Here is a 15,792-nt window from a genome sequence, read left to right on the forward strand (position 1 = left end):
CGGTTCAGCGGGCCCAGGACGGGACCCAGGTACCGGCCGGGGCGGTCGTCGCGGCGGCGGCGAGGTGGGCGCGCAGCGCCGGGAGCGCGGGGTGCGGATCGTCCCGGTGGTGCAGCAGGGAGTGCGGGTAGACGGGGACGGGGTCGGTCACCGGGATGCGGCGCAGGCCGTGCCCGGTGGGCCAGACCAGCCGGGTGTCCTCGCCCATGAAGGTGGCCAGGGCGGGGGTGTCGGCGATGGTGTCGAGCAGCGCGTCGGAGCCGAAGTTGGGGCCGGTCGACTCGATGGTCAGCCCGAACTCGCCCGCCAGGGAGGCGTAGTAGGCGCCCCACTCGCTACCGGGGAGGATGCCGGGCATCCAGATCCGGTGTCCGGCCAGGTCGGCGAGCGGCACCGCGCGGGCGGCGGCGAGGGCGTGCCCGGGGCCGGTGAGCAGGTGCAGCGGCTCGTCGACGACCCGGACGGCGGTCAGGTCCTCGGGCAGCGGCCGACCGGGCATGGCGACGGCCCGGAAGGAGGCGTCGACGCTGCCGGAGCGGATCGCGGCGACGGCGCTCTCGATGTCGAGCAGCATCACGATGTCCAACTCGACGTCCGGGTGGGCGCGGTGGAAGTCCCGCATCAGCCGGGAGGCCGCGCCGCGCGAGTTGATCACGTCGACGCGCAGCGGGCGGCGGCCGGTGCGGACGGAGGCGGCGGCCCGGTCGGCGGCCCGCAGCAGTGCGCGGGCGTGCGGCAGGAACGCCTGGCCGTCGATGGTGGGTTCGGCACCGCGCGGGGTGCGGGTGAACAGCCGGACGCCCAGGTCGCGTTCGAGCCCGGCGATCCGCTTGGAGACGGCCTGCTGGGTGATCGCCAGGTCGGTGGCGGCCTTCTGGAACTGGCCCGCCTCCGCGACGGCGACGTAGGTGCGCACGGCTTCGAGGTCCACGGCGGGCCACCCTACCGAACAACGGACGGTTGTGGGCCGGTCGGTCTCCGGCGGTCCGGGCGCGGGTGACGCGGCAGCGGGACCAACCGCCGTTCGTGCGGTGGGCGGCCGGGCGCAGCCGGGGCCGGTGGCCGGTTCCGGGCGGTCCGGCGGCCCCCGAACCTGGCGTTCCGGCGGGGAGCGTCCGGGATTCAGCCGCCGTACACGCGGTCTCCACGTCGGGTCGCCAGAGTTCCGGCCCGTGCCTAACTCACACTCGCGTGTCGGCGTCGCCTCCGTGTGCGCCGCGTCCCTGACGTTCTCCGGGCTGATCGCCACCGGGCTGATCGTCGCGCAGCCCGCCGCGGCGGCCGACCCGTCCGGCTACCAGAACGTGCGCATCAACGAGGTCACCTCCAACGGCAACGACACGGTGGAGCTCTACAACGGCGGCCCGGCGGCGGTGAGCATCAGCGGCTGGAAGATGTCCGACGACGGCTTCTCCCCGCAGTCCTTCAGCCCGTCCGCGAGCAGCATCCCGGCCGGCGGCTTCGTCACCTTCAACTCGCCCAAGGGGCTGGGCGACTCCGACAAGGTGGTGCTCTACACGGCCGGCGGCACGGTGGTCGACCGGGTCGACTGGGCCACCGACAAGGCCAAGCCCGCGATCGCCCGCTGCGGCGGCGACGGCACCGGCGGGTGGGTCACCGCCACCACCGCGGCCACCTTCGGCTCCGCGAACGCCGCGGGCTGCCCGGCCTCCGTGCCCGCCGCGAGCCGCATCCGGATCAACGAGGTCGGCTCGGACGGCTCGGACACCGTCGAGCTGTACAACGGCGGCACCAGCGCCGTCAGCATCGGCTCGTGGAAGTACGTCGACGGCGACACCTCGCACTCCGCCGCCTCGATCTCGTCCTCCTCGCCGAGCGCGACCAGCATCCCCGCGGGCGGCTACGTCACGTTCAACTCCACCATCGGGCTGGGCGACAACGACGCGCTGTTCCTGCTCGACGGCAGCGGCAACACCGTCGACTCGGTCACCTGGGCGACCGGCGGCGCCAAGCCCTCCGACGAGCGCTGCGCCACCGGCTTCCAGACCTCCGCGAACGCGACCTTCGGCGCCGTGAACTCCTGCGCGGGCAGCACCCCCGGCGGCGGCACCGGCGGCACCCCCACCGGCCAACTGCTCGGCGGCGGCGGCTCGCTCACCAGCGGCTGCGCCCCCGAGGCGCCCGGCGGCACCGGCGCCAAGCCCGCCGGCACGCCGGCCTGGCCCGGCGGCCCGGACGTCACCATCGCCGACAACGTCTGTGCGTTCACCACCTCCACCGGCCCCGAGGGCCGGGACGTCAGCGGCCTGGCCTTCGACCCGGCCAACCCGTCCGTGCTGTGGGCCGCCAAGAACAAGAACTGGCTGTACAAGCTGGTCAAGAGCAACGGCAAGTGGGTCCCGGACGCCACCTGGAGCGCGACCGGCAAGCAGATCCGCTTCGCGGGCGGCACCGGCGAGCCGGACTCCGAGGGCCTGACCGTCGGCCCCAACGGGCACCTCTACGTGACCTCCGAGCGCGACAACACCAAGAACACCGCGCCCAAGGACACCGTCCTGGAGTTCGACCCGAACGCCGGCGGCAGCACCCTGACCCCGCTCCACCAGTGGGACATGACCTCGCAGTTCCCGCAGCTCGACACCGGCAGCAAGGACGACGCCAACCTCGGCTTCGAGGGCGTCGGCTACGTCCCGGACAGCTGGCTGACCGCCAACGGCTGGACCGACCCGCTCACCGGCTCCGCCTACAACCCGGCGAACTACCCGCTGCACGGCGCCGGCCTGTTCTTCGCCGGGCTGGAGTACGACGGCACCCTGCACGTCTACGGCCTCAACTCGAACGGCACCTTCACCACCTTCGGCACCGTCTCCACCGGCAAGCCGGGCGTGATGGACGTGACCTTCGACGCCGGCACCCAGCGGATCGTCGCCACCTGCGACAACACCTGCGGCGAGACCCACACCTTCCTGAAGGTCAACGCGAGCGGCGCGATCGTGCCGGACGTGACCTACACCAACCCCGCCGTCATGCCGGTCGACAACCTGGAGGGCTTCGCCCTCGCGCCGACCTCCACCTGCGCCAACGGCTTCCGCGAGGCGGTCTGGAGCGACGACGGCATCTACGGCTTCGGCTCCGGCAGCTCCTCCTACGGGCACGCGCTCTACAGCGGCACCTTCCCCTGCTGAGCACGCCCCGTCCCGAGCGCACCGCCTCCTGAGCACACCGCCCTCCGAGCAGACCGCCTCCTGAGCAGACCGGGCCCCGACCGCGCAGCACGCCGCGGCCGGGGCCCGCCGCCCGTGACCGGGGACCGGGGCCCGCCGCCCGTGACCGGGCCACTAGGGTGTCCGGATGGCCACGACCTTCACCGAGTCCTTCCTGCGCGCCGCCGAGCCGCACGCCGCCTGGGGCGCCGAGCAGTTGGAGGCGCTGGAACGGGCGCTGCCGGCCGCGCCGTGGACGGCCGACCTGAGCGAGTGCGCCTACGAGACCGGCGGCCGGACGCTGCGGGTGGGCCTGCTCGGGACGTACGACCCCGCGGGGCGGTCCTGGCTGTGGGGCTGGGCCAATCCGGGCTTCGGCGGGGCGCCCGTGACGGCCGCCTCCGCCCGGGTCGCGGAGTTCGGACGGGCGTACAGCGTACCGGAGTTGGCCGAACCCGAGGTCGACCTGTCCGGTTTCGCCGACCCGCGGCACGCGGCGGAGGCGCTGGCCTTCACCGGCATGGGCGTGCTCGGCGCGCCCGGTTACATCGGGCAGGAGGCCGGGCCGCAGACCCGGGTGTACTTCGTGCCGGAGGACCCGTCACTGCCGCCGGCGCCGCTCGACCCGGTCACGGTGCCGCGCTTCCTGCTGACCGGCGCGGGGCTGTTCGGGCACGACGCCCGGGCCGTGGTGCGCGGTTACTTCTGGCACCACGGCGTGCCGGTGGCGGAGGGCCCCGACCTGATCACCGCCCGACTGCCCGACGGGCGCGACCTCCGGGTGTCGTTCGACCCGCTGGGCCGGATCGCCTCCGTCGAGGGCTCGGTGGGCGGCCGCTGACGGCTCAACTGCGGCTGCCCGCAGGGCCGTTCGCCGGATCGTCCGCGGGGCCGCCGGCCGGGTCGTCCGGTTCCCGGACGGGCTTGGTGAACAGCACGTCGCGGCCCTGGTCGGCGGCGCGCAGCAGCATCTCGGAGAGGTGGTCGAGGAACCGGGCGATGTTCTCCAGCCGCGTCCCGGCCGGGCTGGTCGAGCCGAGCACGACGACGCCCTGCCGGGCGGTGGCGGCCACCGCGGCGTTGGCGTGGGCGCTGGCCACCGCGGACTGGTACCAGATCTCGTCGTCCACCACGTAGCGCTCGCGGCGGCGCTCGTCGCGCTCCCGGCGGACCATCGACTGCTCGTCCAGGAAGGCCACCGCCTTGGAGACGGACGCCGGGCTGACCTGGAGGCGCTGGGCGAGTTCGGTGGCGGTCAGGCTGCCGGAGTCGGTGAGCAGCAGCGCGGCCAGCACCCGGGCGGGCATCCGGCTCAGGCCGGACTGCATGAAGACGGTGGTGATCGCCTCCTCGAAGGCGTCCACCGCGCCGGGGTCGCGCCCGTCGTCGGGGCGGTCGGCCAGGTGCGGGTCGCGGGGCAGCGCGGCCCGGCGGTGGGTGCGGTGCTCGGTGGCCCGCTGGGCGAGGTCGGCCCGGTAGCCGGCCGGGCCGCCGTTGCGCATGACCTCCCGGGTGACGGTCGAGGTCGGACGGTCGAGCCGGCGGGCGATCTCCGCGTAGGCCAGGTCGTCGGCCAGCCCCAGCGCGATCTGCTGGCGCTCCTGCTGGGTGAGCCTGCCTCCCGGCATCGGGGGCCTCCTTCTGCGGTGCGTGACGTTGCCGCGCCCAGCATAGCGTTCACCGTCATCCCATTGCAACGAACACCACTCCTGACGTTGCGTTATCTCCAGGCCCATTGCAATGATTTTCCCGCTCTCACCTGCACCGATGGCGTTTGATTGCAACAAGCTTGTTGCTAGATCAATGAACGCAACGTAGCGTTTCCAATGTCAGAAACGAAGCGGCGCCGCACCGGTACCGCACCGCGAGCAGGGAGCACACCATGCAGAAGTTCGACACCGCCGCCCCGGTCACCGTCGTCCTGGACGTCCCGGCCGGGTTGGTCCGGTTCATCGCCGCCGACCGCACCGACACCGTGGTCGAGCTGCGCCCCGCCGACCCGGCCAAGGGCCGCGACGCGAAGGCCGTCGAGCACACCGAGGTCGGCTACGCCGACGGCGTGCTGCGGATCGTCACCGACTCCGCCGCGCACCGCCTGCTCGGCCCGTCCGGCGCGCTGGAGGTCACCGTGCAACTGCCCTCCGGCTCCACGGTCGAGGCGAAGAGCGCGGACGCCCGGCTCCGCGGCGTCGGCCGGCTCGGCGCGGTCACCTTCGAGAGCGCCCGGGGCTCGGTCAAGCTCGACGAGGCGTCCGCCGCCCGACTCACCCTCCAGGACGGCGACATCGAGGTCGGCCGCCTCACCGGCCCCGGCGCGTTCAGCACCCAGCGCGGCGACCTGACCGTCACCGAGGCGGTGCGCGGCGCGCTCGAACTGACCACCCGGTCCGGCTCGATCGCGGTCGGCGTGGCCCGCGGCGTCTCCGCCTCGCTGGACGCCGGCACCGGCCACGGCCGGATCGACAACGCGCTGCGCAACGCCGACGACGTCCCGGCGGTCACCATCCGCGCCACCACCGCGCACGGCGACATCTCCGCCCGCACCGTCTGACCCGCCGCCGCGCCGCTCAGCCCAGCCCAGAGCCCAACCCAGCCCAGCACCGCCGTCCCCGCACCGACCCCCACACCCCCAGGAGCACCCCATGACCGGCCTGGCCATCGCGGCGAACGGGCTGCGCAAGTCCTACGGCGACAAGAGCGTCCTGAAGGGCGTCGACCTCGCCGTCCCCACCGGAACGGTCTTCGCCCTGCTCGGCCCGAACGGGGCCGGCAAGACCACCGCCGTCAAGATCCTCTCCACCCTGGTCACCCCCGACGCCGGGGAGATCACCGTCGGTGGCCACGACCTGGCCACCGAGGCCCAGCGGGTCCGCGCCGCGATCGGCGTCACCGGCCAGTTCTCCGCCGTCGACGGCCTGATCACCGGCCGGGAGAACATGCTGCTGATGGCCGACCTGCACCGCCTGCCCAAGGCCGAGGGCCGCCGGGTGGCCACCGAGCTGCTGGCCCGCTTCGACCTCACCGACGCCGCCGACAAGCCCGCCTCCACCTACTCCGGCGGCATGAAGCGCCGCCTGGACATCGCGATGACCCTGGTCGGCGACCCCCGGATCATCTTCCTCGACGAGCCCACCACCGGGCTCGACCCGCGCAGCCGCCACGGCATGTGGCAGATCATCCGGGAACTGGTCGCCGGCGGCACCACCGTCCTGCTCACCACCCAGTACCTGGAGGAGGCCGACCAACTCGCCGACCGGATCGCCGTCCTGCACGACGGCGTGATCGCGGCCGAGGGCACCGCCGAGGAGCTCAAGCGCCTGGTCCCCGGCGGCCACGTCCGGCTCCGGTTCACCGATCCCGCCGCCCACCGCGCCGCGGCCGACGCGCTCGCCGAGGCCGCCCGCGACGACGAGGCGCTCGCCCTGCGCGTGCCCAGCGACGGCAGCCAGCGCGCCCTGCGCTCGGTCCTCGACCGGCTGGACGCCGCCGGCGTCGCGGCCGACGAACTCACCGTCCACACCCCCGACCTCGACGACGTCTTCTTCGCCCTGACCGGCGCCCCCGCCCTCCCGGCCCAGACCGCCGCCCCCGCCGCCCCCACCGCCCAGGCCGCTTCCGCCGCTTCCGCCAAGGAGAACGCACGATGAGCCAGCTCGCCCTCGCCGTCCGCGACTCGTCCACCATGCTGCGGCGCAACCTGCTGCACGCCCGGCGCTACCCGTCGCTCACCCTGAACCTGCTGCTCACCCCGGTGATGCTGCTCCTGCTGTTCGTCTACGTCTTCGGCGGCGCGATGAGCGGCGGCCTGGGCCGCTCCGCCTACGTCACCTACCTGGTGCCCGGCATCCTGATGATGACCATCGGTTCGACCGTGATCGGCACCGCCGTCTCGATGGCGACCGACATGAACGAGGGCATCGTCGCCCGGTTCCGCACCATGGCGATCCACCGCGGCTCGGTGCTGTTCGGGCGGGTGGCCGGCAGCGTGCTGCAGTCGGTGGCCAGCGTGGTGCTGGTCGGCGCGGTCGGGGTGGCGATCGGCTTCCGCTCGCACGACGCGAACCTGCTGGAGTGGCTGGCCGCGTTCGGCCTGCTCGCCCTGGTCGCCCTGGCGCTCACCTGGATCGCCGTCGGCATGGGCCTGGGCAGCCCCAACGCGGAGGCCGCCAGCAACGCCGCGATGCCGCTGATCCTGCTGCCGATGATCTCCAGCGCCTTCGTCCCGCTGCACTCGATGCCCGGCTGGTTCCAGCCGGTCGCCCAGTACCAGCCGTTCACCCCCGCCATCGAGACACTGCGCGGCCTGCTGCTGGGCACCGGCATCGGCAACAACTGGTGGATCGCCCTGCTGTGGTGCGCGGCCCTCACCGTCCTCGGCTACCGCTGGTCCCGCGCCCAGTTCGACCGCGACCCGCGGTAACCACCGCCCGCACCACACCCCCGGAGCCCTTCCGGCGGCACGTCGAACCACCCGCACGGCAACGCGGTCGCCGCGGCGCGGGAAGGTGGATGACGAGCCGTCGGAAGGGCCGTTCCGCGTGCGCGCCCCGCACGCCTGCGGGCCCGTGACCGCCATCGCCGCTGCCGCGTGTGCGGGGGGACGGTGGGAGACGGGTGGCGCGGAGGGCGCTGCGGTGCCGGGGGTCGACCGCCCGGACGCCCGGGGTCCGCGGATCGCGGCGCTGCCGCGTGGTGCGGCGCGGCTGTGGCCGCCGCCGTTCCGGACCTGGTGCGAACTGCGAGGAAACGAACTGCACGAGCTGCGCGAGCTGCACGAGCCACGTGTGGTGCGGGTGCCGACCGGACCTCAGTGGTCGGCCGGGGCGTCGGGCGTCGTCATCCGCCACCGTCGGCGTCCGCTCCCGGTCGGTGGCCCGCCCCGGGGGCGGTGGTCCGCCCCGTTCCGGGTCAGGTGGTTCAGTGTCCGGCGGCCCCCTGCGTCCAGACCGGGTCGAGGACGAGGGCGGTGAGCGCCTCGCCGTTCAGCACCGGCGGCCCGGTGTACAGGTCCTGGCCGTGCCCGGGGAGCGGGACGTTGCCGGACTCGGCCGCGATGACGGTGCCGTCGGTGCGGTACAGGTCGGCCCGCCACACCTGCGGGAGGTCCGCCGGCGCCGGCGCGAGGGAGAGCACCAGGGTGCTGCCGTCCGGCTGCCGGGTGGCGGAGCAGCCCGGCAGGTTGTTGCACGGGTCGGCCAGCTGCCCGGTCCCGTTCGGCAGGTGCATGATGCTGAGCTGCACGGTGCCGGTCTTCGTGCCGTTGGTGACGGTGTACCCCGCGCCGATCGTCTCCGGCAGGGGTCGGCTCGGCGCCGGGGTCCCGCCCTGGAGTTCGGCCAGCCTCTTCCGCTCCTCCGCGTCGGCGCCCGTGCTCCGGCTGTCGACCAGCGTCGGCCGGCCGTCCGCGTGGTACCCGGTCGGGAAGCGGCTGCTGAGCAGGTCGGCGATCTCCGCGGGCGTGGTCGGCCCGGTACGGACGGTCGACGCGGAGAGGGAGGCGGACACGGAGGCCGTGCCCTGGCCGGCCGGGCCCACCGCGGCTGTGCTCGACGGGCCGCCCGCGAGGGCGGTCGCGCCGAACACCGCGACCGCGGCCACCGCGGCGGCGCTGCCCGTGACGGCGGCGAGCCGCAGCCCCCGGCGGCGGCGGCCGCGGTGCAGCAGCTCGGCCACCGGGGCCGGTCCGGCGGTGCCGTGACGGCCCGCCAGGTCCCGCAGCGCGCGGGACATCTCCTGGTCTTCGATGTCGTTCATCGTGTGATGTTCTCCTGCTTCTTCGACTGGATCAGCTGGGTCGCCCGGACCGGCGCCCAGTCCGACGGCCGGTCCGACGGCCGGTCCGACGACCGGTCCGCCGGGCGGACCTCCGACAGGGCGGTGCGCAGCCGGGCCACCGCCCGGAAGTGCTGGCTCTTGACGGTGCCGACCGAGCAGCCGAGGATCGCGGCGGTGTCCTTCTCCGACAGGTCCTCGAAGTGCCGCAGTACGACCACCGCCCTCTGGCGGGGCGGTAGTTCGCGCAGCGCCCGGTACAGCTCGTCCGAAGCCTCCGGCGCCGTCGGACCCCCGTTGGGGGCGTCCGGCGGTTCGGCGATGAGCAGTTCCCTACGACGTCGCCGCCACCAGCTGATGTGGTTGTTGACCAGCATCCGCCGCAGGTAGGCGTGCGGGTCGTCGGTCCGCATCCGGCGCCAGCGCACGTACAGCTTGACCAGGCAGTCCTGGAGGAGTTCCTCCCCCCGGTGCCGGTCACCCGCGATCAGCGTCGCGGTGCGCAGGTGCCGGGGCCAGGCGGTCCCGACGAAATCGGCGTAGGCGTCGTCCTCGGTTTCTCGACTCACACCGACCAGACGTCCGGGCCCGGCGGAAAGGTTGTCAGCCCCGCCGACGAACTGCGGCCCGGGCCGCCACCGTCCCGGGGTCCGGCTCGGGGCCCGGATCGGGGCCGGTTCGGGGTCGGTTCGGGGTCCGTCCCGGATGGCCCGGCGCGGCCCGAGCGGAAGACTCTTTCACGTCAGCGGGCAAGCAGCGCAGGGAAGTTGGGGAGGCCGGGGATGAGCACGAGGATGATGGGACGCGAGCTGGCGGGCACGGCCGCGATCAGCGCGCTGGTGGTGGCGCTCGGCGAGGCCGCCCCGTCCGGTGCCGACCCGTCCGGTCCCGGGGCGTTCGGCGCCGGTCCGACCGGGCTGGACGCCGCCGCGCTGCGGGCCTCGATCGCCGACCCGTCCGGCGCCGGGCTCACCAGCGCCGTGGTGCGGGTCGGCGGCACCGGCGGCCACTGGACGGGCACCGCGGGGACGGGCGACCCGGCCACCGGGCGGCCGGTGCGGGCGGACGGCCGGTTCCGGATCGGCAGCATCTCCAAGGTGTTCACCGCCACCGTGCTCCTGCAACTCGCCGCCGAGCGGCGGATCGACCTGGACGGCACCGTCCAGCGCCACCTCCCCGTGGCGCTGCCGGTCGGCCACCCGCCGGTGACGGTGCGCCAGCTCCTGAACCACACCAGCGGGCTGCCCGGCGGCAGCGAGCCCGGCGGCGGCGACGACGGCAGCGCCGCCTGGTTCGTCGCGCACGCCGCCGACCACTGGACCCCGCAGCAGGTGCTCGACTCGCTGGCCGGCCGGCCGGCGCAGTTCGCCCCCGGCACCGCCCAGCAGTACAACGGCGTCAACTACTTCCTGGCGGGCCTGCTGATCGAGCGGGTCACCGGCCGGAGCTTCGCCCGGGAGGTCACCGACCGGGTGCTGCGCCCGCTGGGCCTGCACCGCACCTCGGTGCCCGACGCGGCCGACACCTCGCTGCCGGACCCGAGCGCGCACGCCGTGCTCGCCGTGCCCCGGCCGGACGGCGGCACCGACCTGGCGGACGTCACCCGGCAGAGTCCGTGGCCGTGGGCCGAGGGTGGCATGGTCTCCACCGCGCCCGACCTGGAGCGCTTCCTCACCGCGCTGCTCGGCGGTCGTCTGCTGCCGCCCGCCCAGCAGGCCGAGCTGTTCACCGTCCCGGACGTGCCGAACTTCCGGGGCCCGGGCCTCGACCTCGGCACCACCGGCGGCCGGGCCTGCCTCAGCGCCGGCCTGATGCGCCTCTCCCCCGCGCCCGGCCTGGTGCTGTGGGGCAAGACCGGCAGCCGCCCGGGCTGGACCAGCGCCGTGTTCGCCACCCGGGACGCCGCCCGGACCCTGGTGTACTCCTTCACCCCGACCTCCCGCCGGGGCGCCCCGTTCACCGCCCAGTACCGGGTCGCCGCCGCCGCGTTCGGCCTGCCCGCGCTGTGAACGGCACCCGGCGGCCGGAGCGCCCGGCGGGCGGGAACGGCGGAGCGCCCCGCGGACGGGAACGGCGGAGCGCCCCGCGGACGGGAACGGCGGACGGGGCCCGCGCCGCCGTCGCGGCGGTACGGGCCCCGTCCGGGGCGGTCAGCGGGCCGGTCAGCCCGCGGCGAGCAGCTCCAGGGTGTCGATGACCCGGTTGGAGAAGCCCCACTCGTTGTCGTACCAGGCGACCACCTTGACGTGGCGGCCGTCGACCCGGGTGAGCGCCGAGTCGAAGATCGAGGAGGCCGGGTTGCCGGTGATGTCGGAGGAGACCAGCGGGTCCTCCGAGTACTCCAGGACGCCCGCCAGCTTGCCCTCGGCGGCCTCGCGGTAGGCGGCGAGCACCTCCTCGCGGGTGACGTCGCGGGCGACGGTGGTGTTCAGCTCGACGATCGAGCCGACCGGGACCGGCACCCGGATCGAGTCGCCGGACAGCTTGCCGTCCAGCTGCGGCAGCACCAGGCCGATCGCCTTGGCGGCGCCGGTGGTGGTCGGGACGATGTTGACGGCGGCGGCGCGGGCCCGGCGCGGGTCGCGGTGCGGGCCGTCCTGGAGGTTCTGCTCCTGGGTGTAGGCGTGCACGGTGGTCATGAACCCGTGCTCGATGCCCGCGAGTTCGTCGAGGACGGCGGCCAGCGGGGCCAGCGCGTTGGTGGTGCAGGAGGCGTTGGAGACGATGGTGTGCGCGGCCGGGTCGTAGGCCCCGGTGTTGACGCCGTAGGCGAGGGTGACGTCGGCGCCGTCGGACGGGGCGGAGACCAGCACCTTCTTGGCCCCGGCGGTCAGGTGGGCGCGGGCGGCCTCGGCGGAGGTGAAGCGGCCGGTGGCCTCCAGCACGATGTCGACGCCGAGTTCGGCCCACGGCAGGTCGGCCGGGTCGCGCTCGGCGAGGACCTTGATCCGGCGGCCGTCGACCACCAGGGTGTCGCCCTCGACGGTGACCGGGCGGCCGAGCCGGCCCGAGGTGGTGTCGTAGGCGAGCAGGCGGCCGAGCGCGGTGGGCTCGGTCAGGTCGTTGACGGCGACGACCTCCAGCTTGCTGTCGCGCTCCAGCAGGGCGCGCAGCACGTTGCGACCGATGCGGCCGAATCCGTTGACGGCGATGCGGGTCATGGGGTGGTGCCCTTCTCTGCGGCTCTCGCCCGCTGTTCCGGCGGGGCTGACCACTCCACTGTCGCTCGCCGGGAGGGGAGGCGGTAGTGGCACCCGTGCCATGGTGCGCAAGGATCGCGCCAAGCCGGGCAGGGGTGCTCACTCGCCCTTGGCGAAGGTCCGCCGGTACTCGCTGGGCGTGGTCCCGAGGATCTGCTGGAAGTGCGCGCGCAGGTTGGCGCCGGTGCCCAGGCCGGTCTCGGCGGCGATCCGCTCGACCCCGTAGTCGGAGCGTTCCAGCAGCTCACGGGCCAGGTCGACGCGGGCCCGCAGCACCCACTGCATCGGCGTGTAGCCGGTGTCCTCGACGAAGCGGCGGGAGAAGGTGCGCGGCGAGACGGCGGCGTGCCGGGCCAGCGCCCGCACGGTCAGCGGCCCGCCCAGCCGGTGCAGCGCCCACTCCCGGGTGGCCGCGAACCGCTCGCCGACCGGCTCGGGCACGCTGCGCGGCACGTACTGGGCCTGGCCGCCGCTGCGGTACGGCGCGGCGACCAGCCGGCGCGCGGTGTGGTTGGACGCGGACACCCCGAGGTCGCTGCGCAGCACGTGCAGGCACAGGTCGATGCCGGACGCGGCGCCCGCCGAGGTGAGCACGCTGCCCTCGTCGACGAACAGCACGTTCTCGTCCACCCGCACCCCGGGGTACTTGGCGGCCAGCGCCCGGGTGTAGTGCCAGTGCGTGGTGGCCCGGCGGCCGTCCAGCAGGCCGGTCGCGGCCAGTGCGAACGCCCCGGTGGAGATCGCCGCCAGCCGCGCGCCGCGGGCGTGCGCGGCGCGCAGCGCGGCCACCACGGCGGGCGGCGGGTCGTCCCGGTCGGGGTGCCGGTAGCCGGGCACGAACACCGACTCGGCCCACTCCAGCGCCTCCAGCCCGTGCGCCACGTGGTACGAGAGGCCGTCCCCGCCCGCGACCAGGCCGGGCGCCGCCCCGCACACCCGCACCTCGTACGGCATGCTGCCGCGGGTGGAGAACACCTGCGCCGGGATTCCGACGTCGAGCGGTTTGGCACCGTCCAGGACCAGCACGGCCACCCGGCGCAGACGAGGAGTCGACACCCGCCCAGGGTAGGCGGGTAGGCGCGTCCCGGCGGCACGGCGGCGACGCGGCGGCGGCACGGCGGCGTCCCGACGGCGTGGGCGAGGCGTGGCGGCGTCCCGACGGCGACGCGGCAGGGTCCCGGCGGGCCGGGAGGCGTCCGGTCAGTCGGCGATCCCGAGGACGCGTCCGACGGTGTCGGGGTCGTCGATGCTGCGCAGCATGCAGTGCGCGACGTCGGCCCGGGAGATCTTCGACCCGCCGCGCAGGTTCCGCCCGTAGGCGATCCGGTAGTCGCGGGTGAGCGGCTTGTCGGTGAGCTGGGGCGGGCGGACCACCGTCCAGTCCAGGCCGCTGGCCAGCACCACGTCCTCCATCCGGGCCAGGTCCGCGTAGTGCGCCCGCAGCACCCGCTTGACCAGCGGCGTCAGCACGTACCGCATCACCGGGCCCTCGCCCGGGTCGTGCCGGGGCGGGTGCGGGCGGCCCGGCGAGGGCACCGTCCCGATCGGTGCGGCGCTCACCACCAGCAGCCGCCGCGCCCCGGTCTCCCGCATCGCGCCGACCAGCGCCCGCGTCCCGCTCTCGGCGACCCCGACGCCGGCCTTCCCCACCGCGCCGAGCCCCGACAGCACCGCGTCCGCGCCCGCCACCGCGTCCCGCAGCTCCGGCGCCCCGGCCGTCGCCAGGTCCGCCCGCACCACCCGCACCCCGGGCCGCTCGCCCAGTTTGGCCGGATCTCGCACCACCGCCGTCACCTCGTGCCCGGCCTCCAGCGCCTGCGCCAGCAGGTGCCGCCCGATCCCGCCGGTGGCGGCCACCACGGTCAGCCTCATCGCCCTCTCCACCTTCCCGATCATCCTGACGTTCCGTCAATTTCCTTCTTGAACACCGGTATTGGCACCGCTCAGCTTGTCCGGGTTGGTCACGAAGTAGATGTCCGTGACCTGCTCGCCGTCCGCCGAGAGGTCCAGCACGAGCACCGCGAACGGCGCCTCCCCGACGAACAGCACCGCCGACGGGTCCCCGTTCGCGGTGGCCCACCGGACCCGGATGCCCTGCGGGGCCCGCGCCGAGCCGCCCACCAGCAGCCGGGCGACCTGCCCCCGGCCGCGCACCGGGCGCGGCCCGGCCGCGGTCGCCTTGCCGCCGCCGTCCGCCCAGAGCGTGACGTCGGGGGCGAGCAGCCGCAGCAGCCCGTCCAGGTCCCCGCCGCCGACCGCGGCCGCGAACCGCTCGGTGGCCTGCCGCCGCAGCGCCGCGTCCGCCCGGTACCGGGGCCGCCGGGCCCGGACGTGCTCGCGGGCCCGGTGGGCGAGCTGGCGGACGGCGGCGGGGCTGCGCCCGAGGATCTCGGCGGTCTCCGGGTGGCCGTAGCCGAACACCTCGTGCAGCACGAACACCGCCCGCTCCAGCGGGGTCAGCGTCTCCAGCACCACCAGCAGCGCGATCGACACCGCCTCGGCCCGCTCCCCCGGGTCTTCCTGCGCCGGGGCGATCAGCGGCTCGGGCAGCCAGGGCCCGAAGTAGCTCTCCCGCCGCCGGCTGATCTCGGCCCGCCGGGCGAGCGCGGTGTTCACGGCGGTGCGCACCAGGTACGCCCGCGGGTGGACCACCGGCCCGGCCTCGGCGGACCGGTACCGGCCGGACCAGGCCAGCCAGGTCTCCTGGAGCACGTCCTCGGTGTCGGCGACCGTCCCCAGCAGGTTGTAGACCATCGAGAACAGCAGCTCCCGGTGCCTGGTGAACACCTCGGTGGCCTCGTCCGTCGTCACGCCCGTCTCCTCTCCGCGGCTGCATCCCGAGAGTGTCAGCACCGCCCGGGTGTGACACGGAGCCGGAAGAAAAACCGGACCGAGTACGGGGACGGGGACGGCCCGCGCCCTGACGTGGTGCCGTCAGCGGCGCGGGCCGTCCCCGCGGCGGGGCCCCGGCGAGGGGTCAGCCCATGCTCTTCTGCCCGTCCAGCGCCTCCCGGATGATGTCGGCGTGCCCGGCGTGCTGCGCGGTCTCGGCGATGACGTGCAGCACGGTGCGCCGGGCCGACCAGCTCGTGCCGGGGGCGAACCAGGGCGCCGCGGGCAGCGGGTGCGAGACGCCCAGGTCGGCCAGCCCGGCCAGCATCTCGTCGGTGCCGCGGGCCGCCGCCTCGTACGCGGTGAGCACGCCGAGCAGGGTCTCGCCGGGCAGCAGCCGGAACTCGTCCGTGCGGGCCTGGATGTCGGCCTCGGTGAAGGAGCTGAAGTCCGGCATCGCCGAGGTGCCCCGGACGATGAACGCGGCCCACTGCCGCTCCACCGAGGTGACGTGCTTGATCAGGCCGCCGATGGTCAGCTCGCTGACGGTGGTGCGGCGGGACGCCTGCTCGTCGTCGAGGCCGCGGGCGGTCAGCCGCAGGAAGTGCCGGATGGCGCGCAGCTCCGCGATCAGGTCGGCGTGCTCGCCGGTCGGGCCCTCGGCGGTGGCGGCGGGGTACTGGCCGACCGCGGTCTCGACGGCCTCGGTGGTCTCGACGGCCTCGGTGGTCTCGGTGGTCTGCGCGGTCTCGGTGCTCATGGTGGTCGCCTCTCCGAAGTGCGGTGCTGTCGCGGTGCCGGTGCGGTGCGGACGGGGTGCGCCC

15 protein-coding genes are annotated in these 15,792 nt (G+C 74.9%); 6 read left to right on the plus strand and 9 right to left on the minus strand.

Features of this window, described 5'->3' with window-relative positions:
* Window positions 1-4: 4 nt before the first annotated feature.
* Window positions 5-931, minus strand: a complete 927-nt coding sequence (locus QMQ26_RS16915; RefSeq protein WP_282206228.1) for a LysR family transcriptional regulator — start codon at window positions 929-931, stop codon at window positions 5-7.
* A 277-nt stretch (window positions 932-1,208) separates the two neighbouring features.
* Between QMQ26_RS16915 and QMQ26_RS16920 the strand changes: the two genes are divergently transcribed.
* Together QMQ26_RS16920 and QMQ26_RS16925 are read left to right on the plus strand one after the other, a co-directional pair.
* Window positions 1,209-3,146, plus strand: a complete 1,938-nt coding sequence (locus tag QMQ26_RS16920; protein ID WP_282206229.1) for a lamin tail domain-containing protein — start codon at window positions 1,209-1,211, stop codon at window positions 3,144-3,146.
* Window positions 3,147-3,312: 166 nt separating this feature from the next.
* The gene (locus tag QMQ26_RS16925) at window positions 3,313-4,005 is read left to right on the plus strand and encodes a DUF6882 domain-containing protein (protein WP_282206230.1); all 693 of its coding nucleotides are present in this window, start codon (window positions 3,313-3,315) and stop codon (window positions 4,003-4,005) included.
* Window positions 4,006-4,009: 4 nt separating this feature from the next.
* Here the strand turns inward: QMQ26_RS16925 and QMQ26_RS16930 are convergent, their stop codons facing one another.
* Window positions 4,010-4,792, minus strand: a complete 783-nt coding sequence (locus QMQ26_RS16930) for a helix-turn-helix domain-containing protein (RefSeq protein WP_282206231.1) — start codon at window positions 4,790-4,792, stop codon at window positions 4,010-4,012.
* A gap of 254 nt (window positions 4,793-5,046) precedes the next feature.
* On the opposite strand from QMQ26_RS16930, the gene QMQ26_RS16935 reads away from it, so the two are divergent.
* From QMQ26_RS16935 to QMQ26_RS16945, 3 genes are all read left to right on the plus strand, one after another.
* Complete coding sequence (locus QMQ26_RS16935; RefSeq protein WP_282206232.1) at window positions 5,047-5,715, plus strand: DUF4097 family beta strand repeat-containing protein; 669 nt, start codon at window positions 5,047-5,049, stop codon at window positions 5,713-5,715.
* Between the two features lie 91 nt (window positions 5,716-5,806).
* Window positions 5,807-6,811 carry an ATP-binding cassette domain-containing protein gene (locus QMQ26_RS16940; protein ID WP_282206233.1) on the plus strand — a complete coding sequence of 335 codons (1,005 nt, stop codon included), beginning with the start codon at window positions 5,807-5,809 and terminating at the stop codon, window positions 6,809-6,811.
* Window positions 6,808-7,584 (plus strand): ABC transporter permease, encoded by a 777-nt coding sequence (locus tag QMQ26_RS16945; RefSeq protein ID WP_100837418.1) that lies wholly within the window; start codon window positions 6,808-6,810, stop codon window positions 7,582-7,584. Before QMQ26_RS16940 ends, QMQ26_RS16945 begins: the two co-directional genes overlap by 4 nt.
* Before the next feature lie 497 nt (window positions 7,585-8,081).
* On the opposite strand, the gene QMQ26_RS16950 is transcribed toward QMQ26_RS16945, so the two are convergent.
* Both QMQ26_RS16950 and QMQ26_RS16955 read right to left on the minus strand, forming a co-directional pair.
* Window positions 8,082-8,918: a hypothetical protein gene (locus tag QMQ26_RS16950; RefSeq protein ID WP_282206234.1), complete on the minus strand. Its 837-nt coding sequence runs from the start codon at window positions 8,916-8,918 to the stop codon at window positions 8,082-8,084.
* Window positions 8,915-9,505 (minus strand): SigE family RNA polymerase sigma factor, encoded by a 591-nt coding sequence (locus QMQ26_RS16955; RefSeq protein WP_282206235.1) that lies wholly within the window; start codon window positions 9,503-9,505, stop codon window positions 8,915-8,917. Before QMQ26_RS16955 ends, QMQ26_RS16950 begins: the two co-directional genes overlap by 4 nt.
* A 213-nt stretch (window positions 9,506-9,718) precedes the next feature.
* Between QMQ26_RS16955 and QMQ26_RS16960 the strand changes: the two genes are divergently transcribed.
* Window positions 9,719-10,945, plus strand: a complete 1,227-nt coding sequence (locus tag QMQ26_RS16960) for a serine hydrolase domain-containing protein (RefSeq protein ID WP_282206236.1) — start codon at window positions 9,719-9,721, stop codon at window positions 10,943-10,945.
* A gap of 153 nt (window positions 10,946-11,098) precedes the next feature.
* Here the strand turns inward: QMQ26_RS16960 and gap are convergent, their stop codons facing one another.
* From gap to QMQ26_RS16985, 5 genes are all read right to left on the minus strand, one after another.
* Complete coding sequence (gene gap / locus QMQ26_RS16965) at window positions 11,099-12,097, minus strand: type I glyceraldehyde-3-phosphate dehydrogenase (RefSeq protein WP_100837414.1); 999 nt, start codon at window positions 12,095-12,097, stop codon at window positions 11,099-11,101.
* A gap of 138 nt (window positions 12,098-12,235) precedes the next feature.
* Entirely contained in the window at window positions 12,236-13,192 is a 957-nt protein-coding gene (locus QMQ26_RS16970) for a GlxA family transcriptional regulator (RefSeq protein ID WP_100837413.1), read from the minus strand.
* Between the two features lie 144 nt (window positions 13,193-13,336).
* Window positions 13,337-14,008, minus strand: coding sequence for an NAD(P)-dependent oxidoreductase (locus QMQ26_RS16975; RefSeq protein WP_100837412.1), 672 nt, complete (start codon window positions 14,006-14,008; stop codon window positions 13,337-13,339).
* A 36-nt stretch (window positions 14,009-14,044) separates the two neighbouring features.
* Window positions 14,045-14,947 carry a sigma-70 family RNA polymerase sigma factor gene (locus QMQ26_RS16980; protein ID WP_282206237.1) on the minus strand — a complete coding sequence of 301 codons (903 nt, stop codon included), beginning with the start codon at window positions 14,945-14,947 and terminating at the stop codon, window positions 14,045-14,047.
* A 166-nt stretch (window positions 14,948-15,113) separates the two neighbouring features.
* Window positions 15,114-15,728 carry a DinB family protein gene (locus QMQ26_RS16985; protein ID WP_282206238.1) on the minus strand — a complete coding sequence of 205 codons (615 nt, stop codon included), beginning with the start codon at window positions 15,726-15,728 and terminating at the stop codon, window positions 15,114-15,116.
* Between the last annotated feature and the right edge of the window lie 64 nt (window positions 15,729-15,792).

This window comes from Kitasatospora fiedleri, from assembly GCF_948472415.1.
Taxonomy (GTDB): domain Bacteria; phylum Actinomycetota; class Actinomycetes; order Streptomycetales; family Streptomycetaceae; genus Kitasatospora; species Kitasatospora fiedleri.

Coding starts and splice junctions, on each gene's coding strand:
- QMQ26_RS16975 (WP_100837412.1), bottom strand. CDS start 14,008: ATGAGGCTGACCGTGGTGGCCGCCACCGGCGGGATCGGGCGGCACCTG.
- gap (WP_100837414.1), bottom strand. CDS start 12,097: ATGACCCGCATCGCCGTCAACGGATTCGGCCGCATCGGTCGCAACGTG.
- QMQ26_RS16950 (WP_282206234.1), bottom strand. CDS start 8,918: ATGAACGACATCGAAGACCAGGAGATGTCCCGCGCGCTGCGGGACCTG.
- QMQ26_RS16925 (WP_282206230.1), top strand. CDS start 3,313: ATGGCCACGACCTTCACCGAGTCCTTCCTGCGCGCCGCCGAGCCGCAC.
- QMQ26_RS16930 (WP_282206231.1), bottom strand. CDS start 4,792: ATGCCGGGAGGCAGGCTCACCCAGCAGGAGCGCCAGCAGATCGCGCTG.
- QMQ26_RS16945 (WP_100837418.1), top strand. CDS start 6,808: ATGAGCCAGCTCGCCCTCGCCGTCCGCGACTCGTCCACCATGCTGCGG.
- QMQ26_RS16960 (WP_282206236.1), top strand. CDS start 9,719: ATGAGCACGAGGATGATGGGACGCGAGCTGGCGGGCACGGCCGCGATC.
- QMQ26_RS16935 (WP_282206232.1), top strand. CDS start 5,047: ATGCAGAAGTTCGACACCGCCGCCCCGGTCACCGTCGTCCTGGACGTC.
- QMQ26_RS16985 (WP_282206238.1), bottom strand. CDS start 15,728: ATGAGCACCGAGACCGCGCAGACCACCGAGACCACCGAGGCCGTCGAG.
- QMQ26_RS16940 (WP_282206233.1), top strand. CDS start 5,807: ATGACCGGCCTGGCCATCGCGGCGAACGGGCTGCGCAAGTCCTACGGC.